We start from the raw sequence: 21,978 nt of genomic DNA, 5'->3' as shown, positions 1-21,978 counted from the left end.
TTTCCGATATCTCGTAAAAAGAAAAACAACCTTGTTTGTAGCCCTCAGAGGAATCGTGCAGCTTTCAAACGTACTTGTTTTGCATTGAAGCGCTTTTTACAGAAGTATTTTTAAGATAAACTTAATTTATAAGAGATTGGGGGCTGGTTTTTTATAAAAATGATTAAATTTAATCCCTCAAAATCGAGCAGGAATTTCAATTATATATAATGAATTTCTTCTGAAAAATATGTCAATGAATTCAATCGTAATCAATGTAGGGAACAGCAATATCAGATTTGGTCTTTTCAATGGTGATAATTGTGATGTTTCGTGGGTAATCAATACAAAGCCTTACAGAACAGCAGATGAGCTTTATGTACAGATGCTGATGCTTTACCAAACGTATAAAATTGAACCCAAAGAAATCGATAAGGTAATTATCGGATCCGTAGTACCTCAGCTTACCAAAGTAATGAGCTCAGGAATCAAAAAAATTCATGAAACTACTGCTGTTATTGTTGACAGGAATACTCCTTCAGCGGTGCAGGCAAAATCCAAGCAAATGGGTACAGATATCTATGCAAACCTTGTAGCAGCCCATAATCTATATCCTGGTAAGAAAAAGATTGTTATCGATTTCGGAACGGCTCTTACAGCAAGTTGCGTGGCTGAAACCGGGGAGACCTTAGGCGTAATTATTGCTCCGGGAATTGTTACTTCTCTGAATTCACTCATCAACCAGACGGCACAGCTTCCGGATATCGAACTGAAAAAGCCAAAATCTGTTTTGGGATTGGATACCGTAACCTGTATGCAGAGTGGAATGGTGTATGGCTTCTTAGGAATGGTAGAAGGTTTTGTCAACCGTATCAATGACGAAGTTAATGATGATTGTTTTGTAGTGGCAACAGGAGGAGTTTCCCACGTCTATAAACCTTTGACAGACAAAATTCATGTGATGGACAGACTTCACACCCTGAAAGGACTTTACTTCCTTGGAAAAGATTTATAAATTAAAAGATTAAGGTTCAGGTTGAATCCGGGTAATGCCTTAGTCTTCACCTCAACCTTAATTTTATTATCATGAAAAAATTTCCGATTATAGAAACTGAAAGGCTTATTCTTTCACAACTGGAGGAGAAGGATATTCCTTTCATTGTTGAATATCTTCAGCACAGAATTTATTCTGATCTTACCTCCAATATTCCTTATCCCTACGTGGAAAACGATGCCAGATCCTGGCTGGAAATGTCAAAAGAAGCTTTTGATAACAATACCGGATATACTTTTGGGATTCGTAACAAAAACGGACATATCATCGGAGCAATCGGTCTTCATGACAGAGATGATGATAAAGCAGAGCTTGGCTATTGGATCGGAATGTCTTATTGGAATAAAGGATATGTGACCGAAGCAGCAAAAGCTGTTGTAGATTTTGGTTTTCATACCTTGAAATTCAATAAAATTTTTGCCACTCATTTCCTTCATAACCCGGCATCCGGAAGAATTATGGAAAAAATAGGAATGGAGCAGGAAGCCATTTTAAAACAGGAAATTAAGAAAGACGGAGAATATTTTGATATTGTGAGATATTCTATTTTTAATGACTGATTCGAGAGGAATACAGAATTCTATACGCTATAAAATAAAAGGGATGGATATTGGAAAATATCCGCCCCTTTTTTATGTGATGATTAAAAGACTATCTTTTGCTTTTAAAAAAATCTTTAACAATTGAAGAGCATTCGGCTTCCATGATTCCTGTGATAACTTCTGTTTTTGGATGCAGCGAAAGATGTTTATTGATAAACCCTCTCTGCTCGTCACGGGCTCCAATGACTACTTTAGAGATCTGAGACCAGGAAAGTGCGCCGGAACACATGACACATGGCTCCATGGTTACATAAAGTGTACAGTCTTTTAAATATTTTCCTCCAAGAAAGTTTGCTGCTGAGGTGATTGCCTGCATTTCAGCATGTGCGGTAACATCATTCAGTGTTTCAGTAAGGTTATGGGCTCTTGCAATAATCCTGTTATTGGAAACCACAATACATCCAATAGGAACCTCATCTTTTTCTAAAGCGGCTTCTGCTTCCTGCAGTGCCATTTTCATATAATATTCGTCTGTAAACATTAATCCGTTATGGTTAAGGTTAAAGGAAGTTTAAAATGGTAAATGGCAGGGTCTCCTTTTATCGTTGCCGGAGAAAATTTTTCTGCCAGAGAATATAAGGCAATTTCTGCCTGCCTGTTGAAGGTGAAATTATCCCCTTGTGCATGAACATTGCTGACTGTTCCATCTTTCTCAACAATAAAAGCGACATCCGTTTTTATCATTTTTACTTCAGAATATACCCCGTCAACATACAGCAGATTGGCGACTTCCTGTCTCAGAGAATTGATCCCGCCAGGATAATCTGCACTCTTTTCAGCGTTTGAAAACTTTCCAGATGAGGCAAATCCTGGGTTTTTGATAGTCTGAAGATCTTCAAGATTCCTGACTTTTAATAAAGCTCCGATCAGTGCATTATTTTCAATGCTGTCCATTTTTTTCATGAAAAAAAGGAAATCACCCTTTATGGCCGTTTTTTTTACGGTGTTGGATTCTGCATCAAATTTCTTTTTGAACTCTTTATTCAGCATATTTCTGTGCTGGTTATAATAGCTCTTTACGAGTCTGAACTCTTCTTTCTGCTGTGCGAGAAAAAAGGTAGAGATAAAACAGCTGAGGCCAATGAATAAAGTTTTCAATAAGGGTATATTTATGTAAATATAACAAAAAATATGAAATACATTCTTTGTGCTTAGCTTTCAAGATAGCGGTTTAAAGATTCCTGTAAATGATTGCGAATGTCATCAACTAAACCTTTAGGTTCCAGAACGGTGACCTCTTTTCCGAAAGAAAGAATTTCCTGCATAAAGTCATACGTTGGATGGAGGAAAAACTCGAAATAAATTTCTTCAGGCGTTTCTTTAGTCTCTTTCTGCGATTGGTGAAGAGGGAAGCTTCTGATATACTCTCCCTGATGGCGGCTGCATTTCAATACAATATTTTGAGGTTTCTGCTCTGCCAGATTCATCACCCCGAATGCATTTTTGAAATGCTCCCTGAAATTGTATTTGTACTTCTCTCTGAACTGATTTTTAGCAACGTCCAGATAGTTGATTCTGTCTAGCCCGAATGATTTTAAAACTTTATCTTTTGTATCGATGGCAATGAGATACCATCGGTCTTTAGATTCTTTTAACGCCAAAGGATGAACTTTTCTGGAGGTCATCAGTTTGTTTTTGTAATTGTAGTGTTCAAATGTCACCACCCTTTTATTTCGAATCGCAAAGAAGAGATCGTAAAAGTGTTCTACACCGGTAGGTTTACGGCTTTCAAAAAAGATAAAATCTGAAAAATCCGGGTGAAGATTCAGGGCATTACTTACCTGGAAAGATTCCAGCAGTTTTTGGTTGTATTCATCCACTTCCATAATGGGACGGCTCTCAATATAATATCGGTTGTCTCCCTTTTTTTTGTTGTGAATGGAGAGATTAAAAAGATTGGAAATCTCCCGGATATCTCTCTGCAGGGTACGGATAGAGTAGCTCTTGATTTCAGCATCCTGGAATTCAAAAGAATTTAAAAGATAGCTCTCCAGCTGGGAATAAGTAGCCGGAGAACTCTCTAATCTTTTAATAATTAAGGCATATCTTGTCAGATAAAAATCTTTCTTCATTTCTCTATTTTTAGGGTGCAGCAGGGCTGCGTTTTCATGGTAAAGTTTTATAAGACAAATATATGCGGTTAATGCGACAAAACGTGTCGTGTTTTATTATTTGTGGAAACTTTATGGAGAATTATTATATTCTGCTGTTATAAAGATCAACAGCATATTTACCCATAGAATAGAATGTATTTACATAGGTTTCTATACTTCTTGTAATAACATTACTGTTAAAGGATGTAGGATCTGTTGGGTTGTAAAAGTCTCCCTGATCTGTTTCCATTGTCATTGCTGCTACCTGCTGATTTCCCATCCAGGCCTGAGACATCGGAGAACTGCCGTCAATATCGGAAAATGCAAGGAGATCTTTATCAGCCAGATAATTATATCGTTTCCTTATTTCAGCATCTAATCTGTCACACAATGAATATATTGCATTTTGAACAGTGTTAAATGATGATGCAAACCACGCAGCCCGATAATCAATAGTAACCCCTGAACCAAAATTATGGCAATCAATATATAATACGGTGTCTGTTTTGATCGTATTAAAAGTATCTCTCACCAGTTGTGATTCTTTTTCGCTGAATGGTGCAGTACCTTTATAAGATTGTGATCCAGCGCCTCCGTCTGCATATTCTGCCCAGCGATAATCAAAATTTCTATTAATATCCACACCATTATGATTCCATCTTACGGATTCTGTACCCCCTACATTTCCAACGTTTAATGCATATGGGTTAACCAAAGGAATAAATGTCCAGTCATAATTAGATCGTAAGACGTTTATTATTTCATCTTGATCAGGATTTTCAAGCAAGAGTTTAAAAAATAAATAGGTAGTGTAAACACTTAACTTTTCACCTCCATGTGTACCTCCGCAAACAAATATACGTGGCTTTCTGCGCCTTTGTGTTGGCGCTGCTTTCCTGTTAAATGAAATATCAATTCGTAAAATATCATAAGGTGTTGGACCTTCTGTTTGACCGATAACTGTTTTTGTGACATTATTAGAGAAAGGGGCTATTACACGATCATACATTGGGTAAAGAACATCCGAATTTAGAGTTAAAGGATTGAAGGCAGGATAAACCGGAGCATTCCAATATTTAATCCCGAAATTATCGACGGCAAATTTATTCATTTGCCTTGCATCCTTTTGATATATAGAAACTCCGTTTACAGAATAATTTTTCAGACCGGTAACGTAAAAACTAGTGAACGAACCACTATACCGATAAGTAAACAAAATCAAATGATTTAATAAGGGTGCAGCTGTTTGATTTTGAACAATGATTGTATTGTTTGTTTTATTATACAATACAACGCCGGCTGTTATTGCAGAAGGCATATCTATACCCGCGGTAGTAGTGGGCAAACTAATTCTCCCTATGGTTGTGTTTCCTGTGTCAATGATTGCTCCCCCGGAAATTAGGATCTTACGATTCGCTAAATCAAAATTGATGTCGGTATCATTAGTATTTAGGATGGCAACCTGTTCATTTATGGTATAAATTGTAGATGGAAGAGGCTTGCTTTTTTTACTTTCATTTAATAATTGATCATACTTACTGGCGCTAATATTCTTTAAAATATAGTTGAAATCAAAGCGATCCTGCTCAGTAATAATATCCGTGGGAGTATTTTTTTCAAAAACTATTCTTACCTGATTAGAGGTTGCATTATCCACTGAAAAGTCATTGGTAGTAACGTTCTGGTTGGCGAATATTCCATCCTTATAGAAAACAACACGGGATATTTTATATCCTGATTTTGGGCTTAGCCAATAGTTACCTGTAACTACAGGAATTAAAGCGGTTCGTATTCCTGTATCGGAGGTAGAGTTGAAGCCATTATTCACTGCTATCCTACCTATTTCTGTATTGATACTTTCTCCTAAATTAATTTCAAAATTATTGTATTCTGATATAACCTTTGCAGATACTTTTGTATTTTCTACGATATCATTAAGTGTAATTAACTCAGATGAGTAGCAATTAATTTTGATTGCATTTAATTCTGACTGAGTGACTGTTTGTGTCTTGTCAGCGTGATGTAGGGAAACTTTCCATTTTTTTGCTGTCGCAGGAAGGGTTGGAGTGAAAGTTTTTGCATTGATATCCTGTTTTGCAATAAAAACATTTTTATCTGTGTAATAGAAAATAGTTTGCAATAGCATATCACCCAGAAGTTCAATTTGGTTGGCATAGATGATATCTAAAAAGGTATCCGTTCTACCTCTCATCGTTGATCCTGTGGGAAATCCAACAGACCCTGAAATTGCGAGTGCTCCAACTTCCAGAGTGGGATTCATATAATCCTTAAAGCTGCTGCTTTGCTGGATAATTTGATCACTATTTTGAATTTGGTTTAAGGGGATCAGGTCATTTTTGTGCCAATAAGAGTCTAGCCAGGACCAGAAATGCTCTTGTGTGGGTATGTCTCCGGTTTCGAAGTATCGTTTTAAGTCTTCTTTTGTTTTCATAATGAAATTCGATGATTTTTGTATTAAATAGGTTAAGATTAGAATATCCCTTCAAAGGCTGGGCTTTGTTTAAAAGATGGATAGCTATATTCCAGATTTCTGGTTTTTAGACATAGTTTTGACTGTCCAGCATTTTGTGAATGGTGAATTCAAAATTTTTTTAGAATTTTAAGATTATTTTTTGTGTTTTTTATTTGTGTTTCAAAAGTAGGGAGGGAAAACGTCAAAACTTGACGTGTTTTAATTTTTTTTATCGATTATATTCTTATTAGAAGGATACCTTCAAATTTCCATTTTCATCCCATTTTTTATAAGTTCCGTCGTATTCTACGTTGTTATGGGCTTTATACTCTGTATAATTTTTAATACTGCCATATTTTAATTGACTTCTAATATTTTATATGTGATGAGTGTAGCAAGAATGTGACAGGTCTAAAAAATATAAGCCACAGCATTGCAGTGGCTTATTTATTATTGATCAAAATATTCTTTCCCTTTTCGATCTACCCATCCCTTTTTGCCATCCGGAGTTTCAAACCTGGCAAAAGCTCCAATATAAGGTTCAAGTTTTTTATATCTGGGATCAGTACCTATATTAGGATAGAAGGTAGACAATCCGTCTTTTTCCAGGTATAAATAATTTTGATAAGGAATAATTTTTTTATAATGAAATGGGATAATTTCTTTTTGTTCTTTGAAATCCCAAACACCATATTTATTTTTTAGTTTTGAAATAATATATGATATCTTTAATGGAGAAAATAATCTTTCCTCACTATCTCCATAATCTATAATTTTTTCATTTGATGTACTTTTTCTTCTCAAAGTATATTCAATTTCCAAACTCTTTTTATTATTTAAGAATTTTGGTTCTTGTCCATAAGAAGGATATTTAATATTTAAAAGGTCATCTTCAGGATCCACAAAAATATTAAATGATTTTTCCCGGATTTTATTTTTTTCAATCGTATAAATTTGATAACCATTGTTTTTGTCTTCTTTATATGATTTGTCAGATTCTTTTTGTGGGGATAATTGCAAAGTATTGCTCAGTAATCCATCCCGTGTATAAGTAACCAAAGTTCCGTTATTTAAAATAATTTGTAAAATATCTGGATTTTCGGAATACCTATAGGTTAAAATCTCCTGATCTTTATAGAGTATGGATAGTTTCTGATCATAAATGGTTGTTTCGTCCCCTTTGTGTGTTACAATCAATATATCGGTAGTTATCCGATCATAGATGGCGGGTAATAATATATTAGTTTGATCTTTCAATCCAAATTTACCATTTTCTTCAAATTTTGCCAGGAATTCTTGTGCGCCCAAGAAATTTACTAAAAATATAAGTAAGAAAATAATATGTTTCATTGTTTACAATTTTATTGGACTAATATAATCATAATCGACAGACTTTTCTACCATTTTTTGCCATTGCCATTGATAAAAGGATTTGTATTTAAACTTTTGATTAAAATTTGGTTTCCCATCTTCTCCTGCATTGCTTTCTTGCAAATCGGCAAATTGTCTGTAATCCATTATGTTTTCTAAAGTTTCACTTTGATTTTTTACAATACCTAAATAAGGAGTCCATTTTGCAATTTGACTCTCATAATTTTTAATATCATTCATGACTTTATTTTTTGTTGTGTTAACATCAAAATCCGGCAAATTAATACTTTCAAGTTCTATTACTGAGGTTTTTTTATCGGTAACCAGCTCCGATTTGTCATTTAAATAAGAGCTTTCACCGACAATATTTATTAAAAATCTTTTTTCGAATTCTTCAATATCAACCAAAGATTTTTCAGAACTTTCAATAACAGACTGTATAACTCTATATTTTGTATCAAGTGTAAAATATTTTTTTAAGTCAACTTTGACATTATTTAATTCATCTAATTCTGCTTTTTTTCGTGTTATTAAAGTGTTTAATCTATTTATTTCTTTACTGGCTTCGTCTTCGAAAGTGTGGAGTAATCCCAAAGAATGTCCAAGTTCATGAATAACTAGAGAAAGGGCGTCTTCATCCTTAATAGCACTTTTGAAAATATGCGTAATTCCTGAATTTCGATAAGAATAAGCCTGTGTTTTAGCATCTTCATTTTTACCACCTTCCACAGACATGTTGACAAATATATAAACAATTTTATCCTGATTAAGATGTACAATTTTACTTTTTAAATACTCTGATTTATAATTTAAATATTCCTTATATAGTGTATCCTTTATTTGATTCCAGGCATTTGTGGCCGTATGATCTTCATGAAATTTTTTTGCTTTCTTCAGATTAGATTCATTATCATACTTAAAATTTTTTTTGAATGCTTGTAATATTGTTTTTATACAGGCTTGCATTTTTTCAATATTTTTTTGTATTTCTACTACATTGTAAAATAATGCGGAATATTTGTTTTCGATTAAATCATTATAAATCAATGCATTTCTTTGGTTGTTTTCTTGGTAGTTTACGAATAGATTTTTTCCTTTCATTTTAACTACATCATCTTTAAGAAAATCAGTTTTGTCAAATTTTACAACGTGAGTATGCTCAGCAAGATTGCCTTTAATATATGCTTGGTTAAAAGATTGTTTATTAAAGAAATTATGTAATTTATTAACAAATTCAAATTCTTTATGGTCTTTTAATTCAACAGTTGTGGAGGGAGCGGAATCAAAAGAAACAAAAACTGGCTGTATGGTTGTTTCATATACTTTAGCATTTGCTTTTACAATTAGCCTTCCAACTGTTTTTCCTTCATACTTGGCTTCAACACTAATATCCTTTTCAAATGGTTCCAAGCACTCTATTTTTATTTTATAAAATTTATCATCAGAATTAGGAACAGTTTCTGTACGTTCTTTAGTTACAGTTATTTTGTTAGTTATAGATATAAAGGAGTCATTATTTTCATTCAATTCTTTACATTCATATTCTAACAATTCAGGAGCAGCATTATTATTTTCTGTACTTACATATAAAAAAACATAGCTTTTTTCTTTATTTATTTTAGGTGGCCAAATACTTAAGTACGGACAAGAATATCCTGTATAAAGCTTATCAGTAATTTTCTTACCTTCTTTATTTCTGTAATATATTATGCTCCCAGTAGGACAGTGTTCCGCATTAAATTTGTCAAATCCAAATTGCCCTATATATCCGGAGTCATTCAAACCTATCCTCTCTTTTTTAGTCAATTTATCTATCATATTTGTTTTTGAACGATAAAAAGTAACATCTCCTTCAAGCTTATATTTTGAGTATTTTCTTCTGTCCGTCTTATAAACATCCACATCAGCCACACCAATCTTTGCAAGATTTCTAATATCTATATTTTTCATTTTTTAAAGTTTTTTGAAATTAAAAATTGTAAAAAAATAGCGGTGATATTTCACACCGCCATTAAGGTTAATACTATCCAACAATTGTTGTAGGTAATGTTGTCGCTCCATCACTATGTGACAACTGAGCATCAGTATCCAGAGAGAAACTTGTTTCAAACTCCAGTTCTGAAGGATTCTCACAATTCTTAGGATCATTTTCAGGGAAAATCGGTAGAGGCTGCTTCACTGGAAGTCCTGTAGACTTATCCTGAAGAATCGTCAGTGTAGTAGGGATTCTGGTAATCCAGTATTTACCCTGAGGTTCTCCTGTCGGCTGTCTCATTTCGTCCACGATACTCATGTACATTGGGTCTCCGATTACCGGTACAGATCCGCCATTCCAGATTAATCCGGTTTCAAGGAAGAACTGAACGGCTGCTTCGAAGCCTGGCTTTACGGTAACGATAATTCTTGCCATACCTGCCTGTAGGAAGCTTCTGAATAAAGGATCCATACTTTCACTGATATAGAATTCCTGCCAGCTTTTACGGTTAGCCCAATAGTATGGATAGAAGGTATAATCCATAATTTCCCATTCAAATGCCTGTTCCATAAATTTGGCAAGTGCGGTATATCGGTCCAGATTTTCATTCAGGTAGACCTGGAAATTATCCATTTTTGTTTTCTCATCGGCACCATTGGTTGTTTCCTGGCCTAATGTATAAAGGTAATCCTGCAATAAGTAAGCGATACAGTTGTGCTTTAATACATCATGCTCCATATAACGGTAGAACGTATCCTGTCTTTCTTTAAGCTGTGCCTCTTTTTCTTTTTGCTCTGCATCCAATCTTGCCTGATCTTCCTGGAATTTTGCATAAGCAGCTTCATAGGCTTTAATAATTTCATTGAAGCTTTCAGTTTTCCATTGATTGATAAATGCATCGCTTAGTTCACAATTTACAACCACTTTGATGGTGTAACTTCTAACATTGTGTCCTTTCACCTGGAAAGTTACATTCCCTGTGATATTGAAACCAGATGATCCGTCATCAAAATTAAGGTCTCCACCACGTTCAGAACGTCCAATCATATCTCCTTTTAAGTTAGAGAACATTACTTCAGAATAACGTGATCCTGACCATCCGCCACCTCTGTTTCTTGTTGATCTGCAGGCGAAGCTTGCATTCTTTCCGGCATAGTTGTCCGGGATGGTAAATTGGGTATGATCAATTCCAAAATCGTCATTTGTCTGAGGAACACTAGAAGCTGTATGAATAACCTGTTTGGTTGCTTCCGGGAAGGCTACTAAATTCACTCCATATTCCTGAGCCCAATGCTGGATCTGTACAATAGTTGCAGATTTTGGATCTGGCATTAACCATGGTTCCGGTGCTTTTCTAGGATCTACAGGAGCTTTAAGTACCTGCGCTTTTGCAACAGTAAGGGCCAAACGGTGTAATCTTGAAGGTTCAGGAACCATAAATTCAAACATGGTACGCTTACCATAATTGTAGATCTGGTTCTTCATTTTCTTGTCGATCCATCTGTAAACTCCTGTAATATGTTTAGGTTGTGCAGCATCAGGATTATCAGTATTGGTTACTTTTCCTCTGTTGTCATATTCATGAACATTGGTTTCCGTATATTCTTTGATGATTTTCTGTACTCTTTCCTCTGAAATTTTAGTCAGAACTCTTTCCATCGCTCTTTCCGTAATTTCCTGAGATTTCATCACGGCCTGTCTTGTACTGTCGTGCTGTGCTGTGTTATTGGCATAGTCTGCACCGATTTCAAACTTCATGGCACTGTCATTTCCATAGCTGAATCTTGTGTAGGCAGAAATACTTTGTTGCTTCTCAATTTCTTTAGCAACTTCGGTCTGCATATCCGTTCTGGAAGTTTTTGAAGTGTCGGACATCTTCTCTGTTTCCTGAGATTTAGATGTTGTATCTGTAATTTCAGAATATTCTCTGGAAACGGAAGATTTATGTCTTAATTCGCTTGCCATAACATTCTCAATATTGGAAACCTCTCCGGGAACGTAGGCATGAACACTTTGTACTACCTTTAGATAATCTGCTACACCCAGTCTTTTTATTCCGAAATTTTTACGTTTCTGAATGGTTACCGGATCCGGTGTCCCCGGGTTTTCAATGGCTGCACGTTTCAGGGTCAGCATTCCGGTAAGGTTCAGATCTTCTTTTGGATATTGTGTAGCAATCTCTCCGTAGGCTACGCTTCCGTTATCAAAAATGATTTCTATTTTGAAACTAAAGCTGCTTCTGAATCTGTCTACCAAAGCTGCAGGTAAAGAAATTTTATTGTCTACAACAGAAATATTGCTGTAGTTTTCTTCGAAAGTTCCGGCTGCATCCGTTGTAGCAGTGATTCTGGCATTGGCAACGCTCCATGAAACATCTTCAACTTCAAAAGAAAAACTAACAAATCCTCTGCTGCCGGACACTCTGTAAGAACTGTGTGCGTATAAGCTATATGCCATCGGCGTTCTGGCAGTATTTTGAATAAGGGGAACTGAAGCTCCACCGATATTGGCATACTGCTGTTCCGGAAGAGGACTGTTTTGCAGAGCGGTTTCTATGGAAGATGAAATATTGTTTTTTACAACAAGTAAAGCATCGGCATAGCTTTCTATCTCATCATCAAGAACAATAGTCTGAGTGCCCATTCTCAAAGTATCATGTGAAAGGATCTGAAGGCTGTCCGTCTCTTCAGCCAGAGAAACTAATCCCGTTGTGGTTTCACCGAAAAGCTCAACAAAAAGGTCGAAAGATTCCGGCGAAAGCTTTGCCTGTAAATCTTGTAAATTGATTTCATTATTGTACGTAAATACAAACGGAGCAACTTCATATTCCTTTAAGGTGCTGTAAAGGCGTTCTTTTTCTTCTTCAGACATGTCTGGAGTGATTTTGCTGTCTACTTCAGCCAGTTTCTTGTCATAAAGCTCTAAACGCTCTTTGTTTTCTGCCATATATCTGGAATACTCATCCTCGTATGCCTGATGTCTGGATTTGTGGAATTTTTTCTGAAGTTTTTCAAGCTCAGAGTTCAGGGTGCTTAAAGATTCTTTTCTATGAATTGCTTTGGTGGCAGCCAATGAAGCTCTTGCTTCAGATTCCAGTCTTTGAATGGTTTTTGCACTCAGGGCAGGTTCAGAACCTTCAGCAGCTCTTGCAGAAACTGAAAGCGTTTCAACATCCTCTGAAAATAAGATGGCGGGTAGTATAATTTTTCCATCCATTGCTTTTTCCAATGGTTTTTCACCATTAACCTTGATGATTTCCTGATCGGTAAGATCCTGATTGCTGGCAAAACCAAGCTGAATAGCCATTAGAACGTGGCTGATTGCTTCTTTGATATAGAAATCTCCCTGGGTAACAATTTGATGAATATAATTATTCCAAAGCTGGGAAAATATAGCAATTCCTTCTGCGTTTAGCTGTCTGTTGGTGTTAATAAGACTTTTGTAATAGTCTGTTACCAGAGCCCAGTCAGCACTCTCTAATGTTTCTTTTTTAGAAAGCTTTCTTCCAATCACAAGAAGATCTTTAAATGCACCTTCTTCAATTTTCTTTTCGCTTTCGAATCCCGCGTTGTTAAATTCACCTGCAACTCTTTTCATTGCTGCAAATTTTAATGTTTTGGCAGGTCTTCCTGCAACTGCTGTATCAAAAACACCGGTTACCCCTTTAGGTCTGTGGATAAATCCTAAGTTTTTGTCTTTAGTTTCTGTTAATTGCGGATTCCTCAGACTTACAAATCTGAAAAGTGATTGTGATGCATTATTGGTTGTATTCATAGGGTTTGTTTCTTTATAATTAATAATTCCTTCTCCGACTAAGGATGTTCCGACGGTAAATGCGGACTTTGCTGTTGATGTATTGTTGGTTGACATTTTGTGCTTATTTTTTTGTGTATTCGAGAGTTAGAGTAAACGAATTGATAAGAGAATAATCATAATCAGGCACATTCAACAGTTCTATGATAGCCATTTCCCTTTCTATGGTGATGTAGGCTTTTGTTCTCCATTGGTTACCTGCAAATGCGGTTTTCAAGTCATACCACTCCGTAAACATTTCGTTGGAAATAATCGTTTCAAGATCTGGGAATTCAGCTTTCAATTCAATTTGACCTGTTCTTGGAATCTGATCCAGATACAAGGTTTTTTTGTAAACGGGTTTCCCGTTGATCCATTTTCCGCCTGTTAGCTCTTCTTTGGTGCTGTAAGAATGTTGCTTATCCGTATACTGTTTCTGGATGTAATCATTGTCCTGGGCATTGTCTCCAAAATAAGTTTTAGAACTTAATCCTCTGGCACTTGGTGCTTCATGTTCTATGAGCACAGGTTCATCCAAGTTCGGACTTGCAAAAATTCCTTTTAGCCCTCCTCCGTCTGTCTGCCTTAAAGCAGCACCTACATCACTCAGCATCAAACGAGCTCCGTGGCCATATGCGAAAACCCCATTTTCTTTACTTACAGAAATAGTAGAGGCATTGGTTCCATCTAAGTTACCGGAAGACATCATAGCAGCTTCAGGAAATAGGCCGAGAATATTTTTTACCCCATCAAGTTCATTCGTTCTATAAATGATTCTTTCCTCCGGATCTTCGTCTGTAAACTGGATATTACCAGAAACGGGATTATTTACTTCTGTTCCTGTGAGAGGAATGTAGTTTTGGAAGTCTGAAAGATTTTTATATCCAAATACATTATTGGCATTTAGAACAGCTACTTTTGTATAGGTGTTATCAGCTAAAGGTGTCCTTTTTGCAGATACTACAGCATCAAAATCTAATGTTCTTGCAGCAAAGTCACCGCCAATTAAAGGGGTTACAAAATCATGACGTCTTGCTACCGGATTGGATTCAATAACCAGCTTGTTGAATGTTGAACCTCCTAATGGAGCATTACAGCCGATCACGACATTATTATCACCCCAAACACCCATAGCGTGAGTAGTGGAGGCTGCATTATATCCAACAAAAGTATTGAAACCCCATGCACCGGATCCTGTTGCTTTACCATGAATGTTTCCGGCAAAAGCACCTAAAAAAGTATTTTGAGTTCCATTCGTTAAGGAATAAGCCGCTCCAAGACCAAGAGCCGTATTATTCGTTCCGGTAATATTTTTGTTTCCTGCTTCATCTCCGATATACGTATTTCCGGTTCCCGTTGTTGTTTCTGTTCCTGATTGTGTTCCGAAAAAGGCATTGAAATTTCCGGTTGTTAGCTTAGTTCCGCTTGAAACTCCCGTTGCTGTATTCCATCTTCCTGTGGTGAGCTCATTTAAAGCATAAGAACCGAGTGCTACGTTATTTGCCCCTGTGGTTAATTTTGATAATGTATTATAGCCAATTCCTAATCCATAGGCTCCGGTATGATCTGTATTTAAATTTCCAAACCAAAAGGAATACGTTGTAGGACTGAAATTTATTTCACCTGCTCTGCCTTGGGCTGGCTGGAAAATAATAGGCTTGGTTGTTCCGTTCCCTCTGTCGATAACATTTTGTAAATTATCATTTCCACTAAAAGTCGGTTTATCAGAAAGATCATTATAGCTGCCTGTTACAGCTACTTTTTTCAGGGAGACTTTTTCCTGTCCTTCCTGTGACAAGGTTACGCTTCCGTCGGAATTGGTCGTCGGAATGATACTGAATTCCGAAAGATTGATGTGAAAGGCTGAGCCATCATTTTGGGTAATCGTAATAATATTTTGAGAAGCATCATAGGTGGCGTTCTCAATACTGATATCACGGGTTATCAAACTGCTTAAATCAACAGATTTACTTTGCTGGGTACCATTCTCTCCGGTGTAGAATACCGTTAAGATGTTCCCGTTCAATTGTGGAGTCTGAATGGAGGTTTGAGTTTCAATCTTATCTTTCCAAAGCTGAGCATTCTGTGGACTTAGATTGGAGGCATTGACATCTGCTTTTTGAGAGAGATCATAATCTAATTGATCTGCCGGAATTTTTTCATCTTTGTGCCAGTAAGACTCCTGCCATTCCCAGAATTCTTCCTGGATGGGGATATCTCCGTTTTCGAAATATTTTTTTAATTCTTGTTTTGTTTTCATTTGTATAATGTTTAATTGGTAAGTTGTCCGCCGGTTATCTTAACATCAGTATCAAAAGAATACATATGATACTTTGTGTTTTCACCTAATACAACCTCTGTAAGTTTGTTCCCTGAAAATGCTCCTGCTTCAATATTGAGAACACTGTTGGGGATCGTTGCTGAGGTTAGTTGATTACCGTAGAAAGCATCGGATTTAATTTCTGTCACTCCATTTGGAATCTCAATAGATGTTAGTTTATTACCTGAGAATGCCCCTTGTGAGATAACTGTTATTCCTTTTGGAAGGTGTACTTCAGTCAACTGATTTCCTGTAAATGCTTGAGTTCCAATATAGGTTACACTGTCAGGAATATGTAAAGATGTAATTCGGTTGCCGAAAAAAGCCCAGCCTTGAATATCCGTTACGCGGGCAGGAATCTCAAGTGCTGTTAAGCCGCTTCCTGTAAATGCATTTTCCTGAATACTTGTTACACTGTCAGGAATTTGTACTTCAGTAACGATCAAACCTCCGGTAAAGCTTTTTGGAATAGTTAACGTTCCTGGTTTTATAACTATTTTTCTTTGTGCAAAGAACGCCAGTGAGGCATTCTTCTCAGCATCCATTTCAGCATAGAGCAGGTTGAATGTGCCATTTTCAAGGCCTGTCACCTTCTGTGTATCAATTTTTTCGTCTTTATGCCAGTACGAGTCCTGCCATTCCCAAAAGTCTTCCTGTTTTGGGATATCTCCATTTTCAAAATAGAGTTTTAATTCTTGTTTTGTTTTCATAAAACGTTGTGTGATCTGTGGGTTAATAAATTGATTGTTTTGTCCTGCCTTTTAGTAGAGCAGGTTCCTTTTAGGCTATATTTTCAGACATAGTTCTGGCTGTCCAGCATTTTGTGAATGGTGAATTCAAAGGTGTTGAGAATGTTTAATGAGACTGCTGTACGTGTATTATAGAGATTTCAAAGGTAATGTTGAACAGCGCCAGAACTTGTCGTGTATTAGTTTTTTATTTAAAAAGTATCTTCTTCAAGTGCTCCTTCTTTAAAATCTTCTCTAAAGAAGTTTTCAATGTCATTGAGATAGTTTTCATAATCCATCTCAGCATTTTCAATATCGCTCCACTCAATGGTATAGAGATCTTCATCAAAGAGTATATTTGTATTGTGATCTGGTGTTTCCATGTTTTGTGTTATAAGGTGTTGTGAACATATTTCAGGCTGTTCAGCATAAGAGAATGTTGAATTCAATGGCTTTTAAAAGTTTTTTATGGATTGTTGTTTTGTGTCTTTTTGATACTCCAAAGGTAGTAGAGGATAACGACAAAACTTGACGTGTTTAAAAAAAGATTTTTTAATTTTAAATATAATCTTAATAGCTTATATGAGTTGTTTATAAGGTAAAAAGCTTATATTTTATTTTTAATGAGTTTCTGAACAATTTGGTTCAAAATTTCTCTGTTATCATCAATATAGCTCAATCCGGCCTGGATCAGGTTTTCAATATTGGATCTTCTCACATTATCCATTGCTGGAGAAGCATTTTTTAATGAGGGATTCAAACGGTAATAATTTTTTTGATTTCTGAGACCCAGCGTCTGAAACATTTGCTCCAGCTGATAATCTACTGTTTCTGCATTGGCAGACATTAAAATGTCAATAATTGGGCTTACCCAGCCAATTTTACCGGCTTTTTCAAGTCTTTTAAAGGGGTAAGGTCTTGCCTCAATTCCTGTTCCGATAGAAATAATAATCATATCATTTACACTTGGATGGTTGGCTTTCTGATGATTTTTCAATACTTCTGCAAAAGGAATTTTTCTTGCCTCAGCATAAGCACAAAGAGCAGGATTATTGGCAAACATTCCGCCATCAATGAGACTGAAAATCTGTCCGTACATGGATTTAATCTGAACTGGACTAAAATACGTAGGAGCAGCGGAAGTCGCTCTGCAGATATCTCTTACAAAAAAATTATCTGTACTGAGGTTGGCTTTCCATGAGTTGAAAAGCTTTGCTCTTCTGTTTTCTATATCATAACTTGTTATCAAACAGGGTTTTATTAGTTCTTTTAATTCTAAATTTCCAAAAAAATCATTTAAGTTTTTCTCAAGCGCTTCCTGGGAAATTCTTTCATTCAATAATCCGAATGGATTGACCAGTTTTTCCCAAAAAGAAACCTGGAAGATGTCGCCGCCCTTTTCAGCATATAATTCCAATCCTTTTTGAATAGAATATTTTGCTTTTCGGGTTTCATCAGGAGAGAGAATAATAGAAGCAATCAGACCTCCGGTGCTGCTGCCTGCTATCAGATCAAAATAATCTCCCAGCTTGGCTGTGGGCTTATCATAATACTGGAGCTGTTCTTCTATGTAACGCAGAATAATACAGGTTATGATTCCCCTTATTCCACCTCCGTCCAAAGAAAGAATGGTTGTCTTTTTCATGTGATATTTTTAATGTTTTGTTAAAAGGACACATGCAATCTTAAATCTGCAGAATCTATTGATTGATCATAAAAACATTCAGATTCCATATTGAGATTTCATTGCTTTTTTCGTTGTTTTCTTATAAAGCAAAGGTAGTGTGGGGAAGCGACAGAACGTGTCGTATTATATTTATTTTCAAATAAATGACACTAAAAAATAACGTAATTCTGCTTGTCTTTTGGCATCTTAAGAAGTGTTCTCCAACTGGTTTTTACAGGGCCTTTTTTAGAAGGAATATTCTTTTTTTCAAAGTGGGGAAGATCTTTAAATGTTTTCCAGTTGCCACCCCAGTCCCAGCCATGGCGGGCAAAAATTTTCACACACTCATACCAATCTGCAACTTGGTCATTATCCCAGTCTTTTGCAGTGTCCCAGCTTGCTGTTTTTCCGTCAATCATCAGGCAGATATCTACAGCAAGTCCATAATTGTGGATGCTTTGTCCTGCCTTTGCATTGGTTACCTTTTTTCCTGACGTAATTCTTCCGATTGCATACAGCTTTTCCTGTTCTTCAAAAGATCTTAATCCCTGGGTGATCCGTATCTTGGCTCTTCCGGTAAGTGCTTCGTCACATTCCTGTACAATTTGCTTCACTTCATCTCTTACCAACGGATGAAGGTTCTGAATTCGTTCTAAGGTTACTTTGTCCATATTTTCTATTTTGTTACAGAACAAAAGTATAGCGCGGAGACGACGAAACTTGACGTGTTTTTATTAGAAGTTTGATTAAAATTCTATATCATTCAATCAGAGATGAAAAACATAATCTACAAACAGATGAATTCATCTGTGAACACAAAAAATAAGAAAAATTGCTATTTAATTTTTAAAAATCAAATAGAAGTAGTAAATATGATGGATAAAACACAATATTAATGCATACCATCTTACCTTTTTTATTGGCCATGATTGCGGCCATTGTGCTGCTCAACATGTGGGCTGCAAAATTAAAAATTGCTTACCCGATTTTACTTGTTGTATTCGGATTGCTTGTCAGTTTTGTACCTGGCCTCCCGGTTGTAAAAATTAATCCGGATCTTATCTTTTTTATCTTTTTACCTCCTTTACTATTTGAAGCTGCGTGGTCTATTTCCTTTAAAGAAATGAAACGGTGGTGGCGTATTATTGGAAGCTTTGCATTTTTAGTGGTCTTTTTTACCGCACTGGCCGTAGCAGTGACGGCCAATTACTTTATACCCGGTTTTACACTTGCCCTCGGATTTTTGCTGGGAGGAATCGTTTCTCCTCCTGATGCTGTAAGCACAGGAGCCATCATGAAATTTGTAAAAATACCATCCACTACATCTGCTGTTCTGGAAGGAGAAAGTTTGTTGAATGATGCTTCTTCACTTATTATATTCCGTTTTGCTTTAATTGCTGTAGGAACCGGACAGTTTGTATGGCAGGAAGCTTCGCTGGATTTTTTATGGATGCTAATCGGAGGAGTAGGAATGGGTTTATTGCTGGCATGGATTTTTGTGCAGGCTCACAAAAGACTTCCTACAGATGCCTCTTCAGATATTGCATTAACACTTATTGAGCCTTATCTGATGTATTGGATTGCAGAGCAGCTCCATTGTTCCGGAGTTTTAGCCGTAGTTTGCGGAGGTCTGTATATGTCAGCTAAAAGAATGATCTTTTTAAACAGTACCAGCCGTATAAGAGGTTACAGTGTATGGGAAAGCTTCGTCTTTATTCTGAATGGTATTGTATTTTTAATTATCGGACTGGAACTTCCTGAAATTGTTGGCGGACTGCGGTGGGAAGGAATTCCTTTGAGAATAGCTATTCAATATGGGATATTGGTGACCGGTGTTCTGATTGCTGCCAGAATCATAAGCTCTTATGCTGCAATGCTGGCTACACTTATTTTCCGGCCAAGTGTGGCACCTCGTGCTTCTTCCTCAAGAAGACGTTTGCTGATGCCTTTGATGCTTGGGTGGACAGGGATGAGAGGTGTTGTATCATTAGCCGCTGCGTTAGCCATTCCGATTACCCTTGAAAACGGACTTCCTTTTCCCAACAGAAACCTTATCCTGTTCATTACTTTCGTTGTGATTTTGCTTACATTGCTTGTTCAGGGACTTACACTCCCATATCTGATAAAATATGGACATGTATTTGATGATTTTACAGATGAGGAGAAAGACAAACAATCCAGAGAAGAAATAAAGTACAAACTGAAACAACACGTCTATCACTTTCTTAAAAACAAGCATGAAAATGAACTGAATGGTAACGCCGGATTAGAAAGAATGCTGAAACACTGGGAAGAAAAAATAGAGGCAAATGATGCAGAATGGATGAATGAAAAAACCAAAGATATCTTTTTTGAAATGCTGGAAAGTCAGAGGCAGTTTCTCTCAGAGCTTAACAAAGATATTTCCGTGAATGAAGAGATTATCCGTCATCAGCTTTATCAGATTGATCTTGAGGAAGAACGGTTGAGGATGATTTAATGGATGTTTTTTGAAAACAAAATTAAAGTGCTAATGCGACAAAACATGTCGTATTTAAAAATTTTATCCATTTGTTTTTCAGAGTGTTAAATGTGATGTTAATTATGGTCTAAAAGATTATTTTATTCTTTAAAAATTCTAATTTTGTATAGATTTTTACTATACAATTGTCATGTATGCTCTGGTAGATTGTAACAATTTTTTTGTTTCCTGCGAAAGGACTTTAGATCCTGATCTCGAAGGCAAACCCGTTGTGGTTCTTTCCAACAACGATGGATGTGTGGTGTCCAGAAGTAAAGAAGCAAAAGATCTGGGTATTCCTATGGCAGCTCCTGCATTCAAGTACAAAGAGCTTTTTCAGAAATATGATGTGAAAAGCTTTTCTGCAAAATTTGAATTGTATAATTATAAAAGCCAGCAGGTCATTAATATTGCCAAATCTTATGTTATTGACCATGAAGTTTATAGTATCGATGAGCTTTTTCTTGACTTAACGGGGTTTAAGTATATTGATATGTATGACTATTGTCTTAAAATCCGAAATGAAATTTATGATAAGGAAAATATTCCGGTAAGTATAGGGATTGCGCCCACTAAAACATTATGTAAAGTGGCAAACAGGATTGTAAAAGACTTTCCGGATAACTTTAAGGGAGTGTATATTCTGGATACTCCCGAAAAAATTGAAAAAGCACTGAAGTGGCTCAATATAGGAGATGTGTGGGGAATAGGTAGACGGCTTGCTGTTAAAATGAATGACAGTGGAGTATATAAAGCCTGGGATCTTCTTCAGAAACCTGAAATGTGGGTCCGAAAAGTGATGGGAATTCATGGGATAAGAATGATTAATGAGCTGAAGGGAACCCGCCAGCTTGAGCTTGATACTCCGTCTCCTAAAAAATCCATAGCGGTTACCCGTAGTTTTATGCAGATGCTGACAAAGAAAGAAGACGTAAGAGAAAGGGTAGAGACTTTTGGAATGTATTGCTCAGAAAGATTGAGAAAGCAGAATACATGCTGTAAAATGATTACGGTTTTTGTACAGACCAACCGTTTTAGAAAAGATCTGCCTGAATATAAAAATGCAATGACCCGGATTCTTTCCAATCCTACTAATTCATCCATCCTAATCGGAAGAATAGTGAATGAACTTTTTGAAGCCATTTACAGAGAAGGGTTTCATTATAAAAGAGCAGGAGTAATGGTGAATGATTTTGTGCCGGAAGATCAGAGACAGATCAGCCTTTTCGAAGAAGATATACAAAACCAGCACCTTCCTGTGATGAAAGCAATGGATGCCATGAACAGAAAATTCGGGAAAGATAAAGTACGTTTGGGAAGTATGAGCGGTGAAAATACTTTTGGAAGGGCAAAGCTTTCTCCGGAATATGAAGCCTTCCTGAAAAAGAATACATTGCCGGAAGCAAACTTTAGATTTCATTAGTA

Annotated in this window: 16 protein-coding genes; 4 read left to right on the top strand and 12 right to left on the bottom strand. The window is 36.3% G+C overall.

Annotated elements, in window-relative coordinates:
• Nucleotides 1-235: 235 nt before the first annotated feature.
• Complete coding sequence (locus tag JOE44_RS16150; RefSeq protein WP_209786355.1) at nt 236-994, top strand: type III pantothenate kinase; 759 nt, start codon at nt 236-238, stop codon at nt 992-994.
• A gap of 71 nt (nt 995-1,065) precedes the next feature.
• The gene (locus JOE44_RS16145) at nt 1,066-1,593 is read left to right on the top strand and encodes a GNAT family N-acetyltransferase (protein WP_209786354.1); all 528 of its coding nucleotides are present in this window, start codon (nt 1,066-1,068) and stop codon (nt 1,591-1,593) included.
• Between the two features lie 91 nt (nt 1,594-1,684).
• Here JOE44_RS16145 and JOE44_RS16140 read toward each other — a convergent pair whose 3' ends face one another.
• The 12 genes from JOE44_RS16140 to JOE44_RS16085 all read right to left on the bottom strand — a co-directional run bounded on the left by JOE44_RS16140 (nt 1,685) and on the right by JOE44_RS16085 (nt 18,724).
• Entirely contained in the window at nt 1,685-2,116 is a 432-nt protein-coding gene (locus tag JOE44_RS16140) for a nucleoside deaminase (RefSeq protein WP_209786353.1), read from the bottom strand.
• Nucleotides 2,116-2,733, bottom strand: a complete 618-nt coding sequence (locus tag JOE44_RS16135; protein WP_245169799.1) for a hypothetical protein — start codon at nt 2,731-2,733, stop codon at nt 2,116-2,118. The genes JOE44_RS16140 and JOE44_RS16135 overlap by 1 nt, the downstream gene beginning before the upstream one ends.
• A 53-nt stretch (nt 2,734-2,786) precedes the next feature.
• Entirely contained in the window at nt 2,787-3,707 is a 921-nt protein-coding gene (locus JOE44_RS16130; RefSeq protein ID WP_105683126.1) for a WYL domain-containing protein, read from the bottom strand.
• A gap of 124 nt (nt 3,708-3,831) precedes the next feature.
• Complete coding sequence (locus JOE44_RS16125) at nt 3,832-6,180, bottom strand: M14 family zinc carboxypeptidase (protein WP_209786352.1); 2,349 nt, start codon at nt 6,178-6,180, stop codon at nt 3,832-3,834.
• Between the two features lie 471 nt (nt 6,181-6,651).
• Complete coding sequence (locus JOE44_RS16120; RefSeq protein WP_209786351.1) at nt 6,652-7,551, bottom strand: hypothetical protein; 900 nt, start codon at nt 7,549-7,551, stop codon at nt 6,652-6,654.
• 3 nt (nt 7,552-7,554) lie between these two features.
• The gene (locus JOE44_RS16115; RefSeq protein ID WP_209786350.1) at nt 7,555-9,522 is read right to left on the bottom strand and encodes a hypothetical protein; all 1,968 of its coding nucleotides are present in this window, start codon (nt 9,520-9,522) and stop codon (nt 7,555-7,557) included.
• A 73-nt stretch (nt 9,523-9,595) separates the two neighbouring features.
• Entirely contained in the window at nt 9,596-13,417 is a 3,822-nt protein-coding gene (locus tag JOE44_RS16110) for a hypothetical protein (RefSeq protein ID WP_209786349.1), read from the bottom strand.
• A 7-nt stretch (nt 13,418-13,424) separates the two neighbouring features.
• Complete coding sequence (locus JOE44_RS16105; protein ID WP_209786348.1) at nt 13,425-15,599, bottom strand: hypothetical protein; 2,175 nt, start codon at nt 15,597-15,599, stop codon at nt 13,425-13,427.
• A gap of 11 nt (nt 15,600-15,610) precedes the next feature.
• The gene (locus tag JOE44_RS16100) at nt 15,611-16,369 is read right to left on the bottom strand and encodes a leucine-rich repeat domain-containing protein (protein ID WP_209786347.1); all 759 of its coding nucleotides are present in this window, start codon (nt 16,367-16,369) and stop codon (nt 15,611-15,613) included.
• A 230-nt stretch (nt 16,370-16,599) separates the two neighbouring features.
• Nucleotides 16,600-16,770: a hypothetical protein gene (locus tag JOE44_RS16095; protein ID WP_209786346.1), complete on the bottom strand. Its 171-nt coding sequence runs from the start codon at nt 16,768-16,770 to the stop codon at nt 16,600-16,602.
• A gap of 224 nt (nt 16,771-16,994) precedes the next feature.
• A complete protein-coding gene (locus JOE44_RS16090; RefSeq protein ID WP_209786345.1) occupies nt 16,995-18,032 on the bottom strand; it encodes a patatin-like phospholipase family protein in 1,038 nt (345 codons plus the stop codon).
• A gap of 191 nt (nt 18,033-18,223) precedes the next feature.
• Nucleotides 18,224-18,724, bottom strand: a complete 501-nt coding sequence (locus JOE44_RS16085; RefSeq protein ID WP_209786344.1) for a M15 family metallopeptidase — start codon at nt 18,722-18,724, stop codon at nt 18,224-18,226.
• Between the two features lie 224 nt (nt 18,725-18,948).
• Between JOE44_RS16085 and JOE44_RS16080 the strand changes: the two genes are divergently transcribed.
• Nucleotides 18,949-20,532, top strand: coding sequence for a Na+/H+ antiporter (locus JOE44_RS16080; protein WP_209786343.1), 1,584 nt, complete (start codon nt 18,949-18,951; stop codon nt 20,530-20,532).
• Nucleotides 20,533-20,704: 172 nt separating this feature from the next.
• Nucleotides 20,705-21,976, top strand: coding sequence for a Y-family DNA polymerase (locus JOE44_RS16075; protein WP_209786342.1), 1,272 nt, complete (start codon nt 20,705-20,707; stop codon nt 21,974-21,976).
• Nucleotides 21,977-21,978: the final 2 nt, after the last annotated feature.

It is taken from the genome of Chryseobacterium sp. PvR013, assembly GCF_017833095.1.
Taxonomy (GTDB): Bacteria; Bacteroidota; Bacteroidia; order Flavobacteriales; family Weeksellaceae; genus Chryseobacterium; species Chryseobacterium culicis_A.
This window is presented reverse-complemented; position numbering and strand designations above follow the sequence as displayed.

What these genes read in the sequence shown, in the direction of transcription:
- JOE44_RS16120 (WP_209786351.1), bottom strand. Translation starts at nt 7,551, where the DNA reads ATGAAACATATTATTTTCTTACTTATATTTTTAGTAAATTTCTTGGGC.
- JOE44_RS16130 (WP_105683126.1), bottom strand. Translation starts at nt 3,707, where the DNA reads ATGAAGAAAGATTTTTATCTGACAAGATATGCCTTAATTATTAAAAGA.
- JOE44_RS16100 (WP_209786347.1), bottom strand. Translation starts at nt 16,369, where the DNA reads ATGAAAACAAAACAAGAATTAAAACTCTATTTTGAAAATGGAGATATC.
- JOE44_RS16080 (WP_209786343.1), top strand. Translation starts at nt 18,949, where the DNA reads ATGCATACCATCTTACCTTTTTTATTGGCCATGATTGCGGCCATTGTG.
- JOE44_RS16085 (WP_209786344.1), bottom strand. Translation starts at nt 18,724, where the DNA reads ATGGACAAAGTAACCTTAGAACGAATTCAGAACCTTCATCCGTTGGTA.
- JOE44_RS16125 (WP_209786352.1), bottom strand. Translation starts at nt 6,180, where the DNA reads ATGAAAACAAAAGAAGACTTAAAACGATACTTCGAAACCGGAGACATA.
- JOE44_RS16150 (WP_209786355.1), top strand. Translation starts at nt 236, where the DNA reads ATGAATTCAATCGTAATCAATGTAGGGAACAGCAATATCAGATTTGGT.
- JOE44_RS16095 (WP_209786346.1), bottom strand. Translation starts at nt 16,770, where the DNA reads ATGGAAACACCAGATCACAATACAAATATACTCTTTGATGAAGATCTC.
- JOE44_RS16090 (WP_209786345.1), bottom strand. Translation starts at nt 18,032, where the DNA reads ATGAAAAAGACAACCATTCTTTCTTTGGACGGAGGTGGAATAAGGGGA.
- JOE44_RS16105 (WP_209786348.1), bottom strand. Translation starts at nt 15,599, where the DNA reads ATGAAAACAAAACAAGAATTAAAAAAATATTTCGAAAACGGAGATATC.
- JOE44_RS16140 (WP_209786353.1), bottom strand. Translation starts at nt 2,116, where the DNA reads ATGTTTACAGACGAATATTATATGAAAATGGCACTGCAGGAAGCAGAA.
- JOE44_RS16075 (WP_209786342.1), top strand. Translation starts at nt 20,705, where the DNA reads ATGTATGCTCTGGTAGATTGTAACAATTTTTTTGTTTCCTGCGAAAGG.
- JOE44_RS16110 (WP_209786349.1), bottom strand. Translation starts at nt 13,417, where the DNA reads ATGTCAACCAACAATACATCAACAGCAAAGTCCGCATTTACCGTCGGA.
- JOE44_RS16145 (WP_209786354.1), top strand. Translation starts at nt 1,066, where the DNA reads ATGAAAAAATTTCCGATTATAGAAACTGAAAGGCTTATTCTTTCACAA.
- JOE44_RS16115 (WP_209786350.1), bottom strand. Translation starts at nt 9,522, where the DNA reads ATGAAAAATATAGATATTAGAAATCTTGCAAAGATTGGTGTGGCTGAT.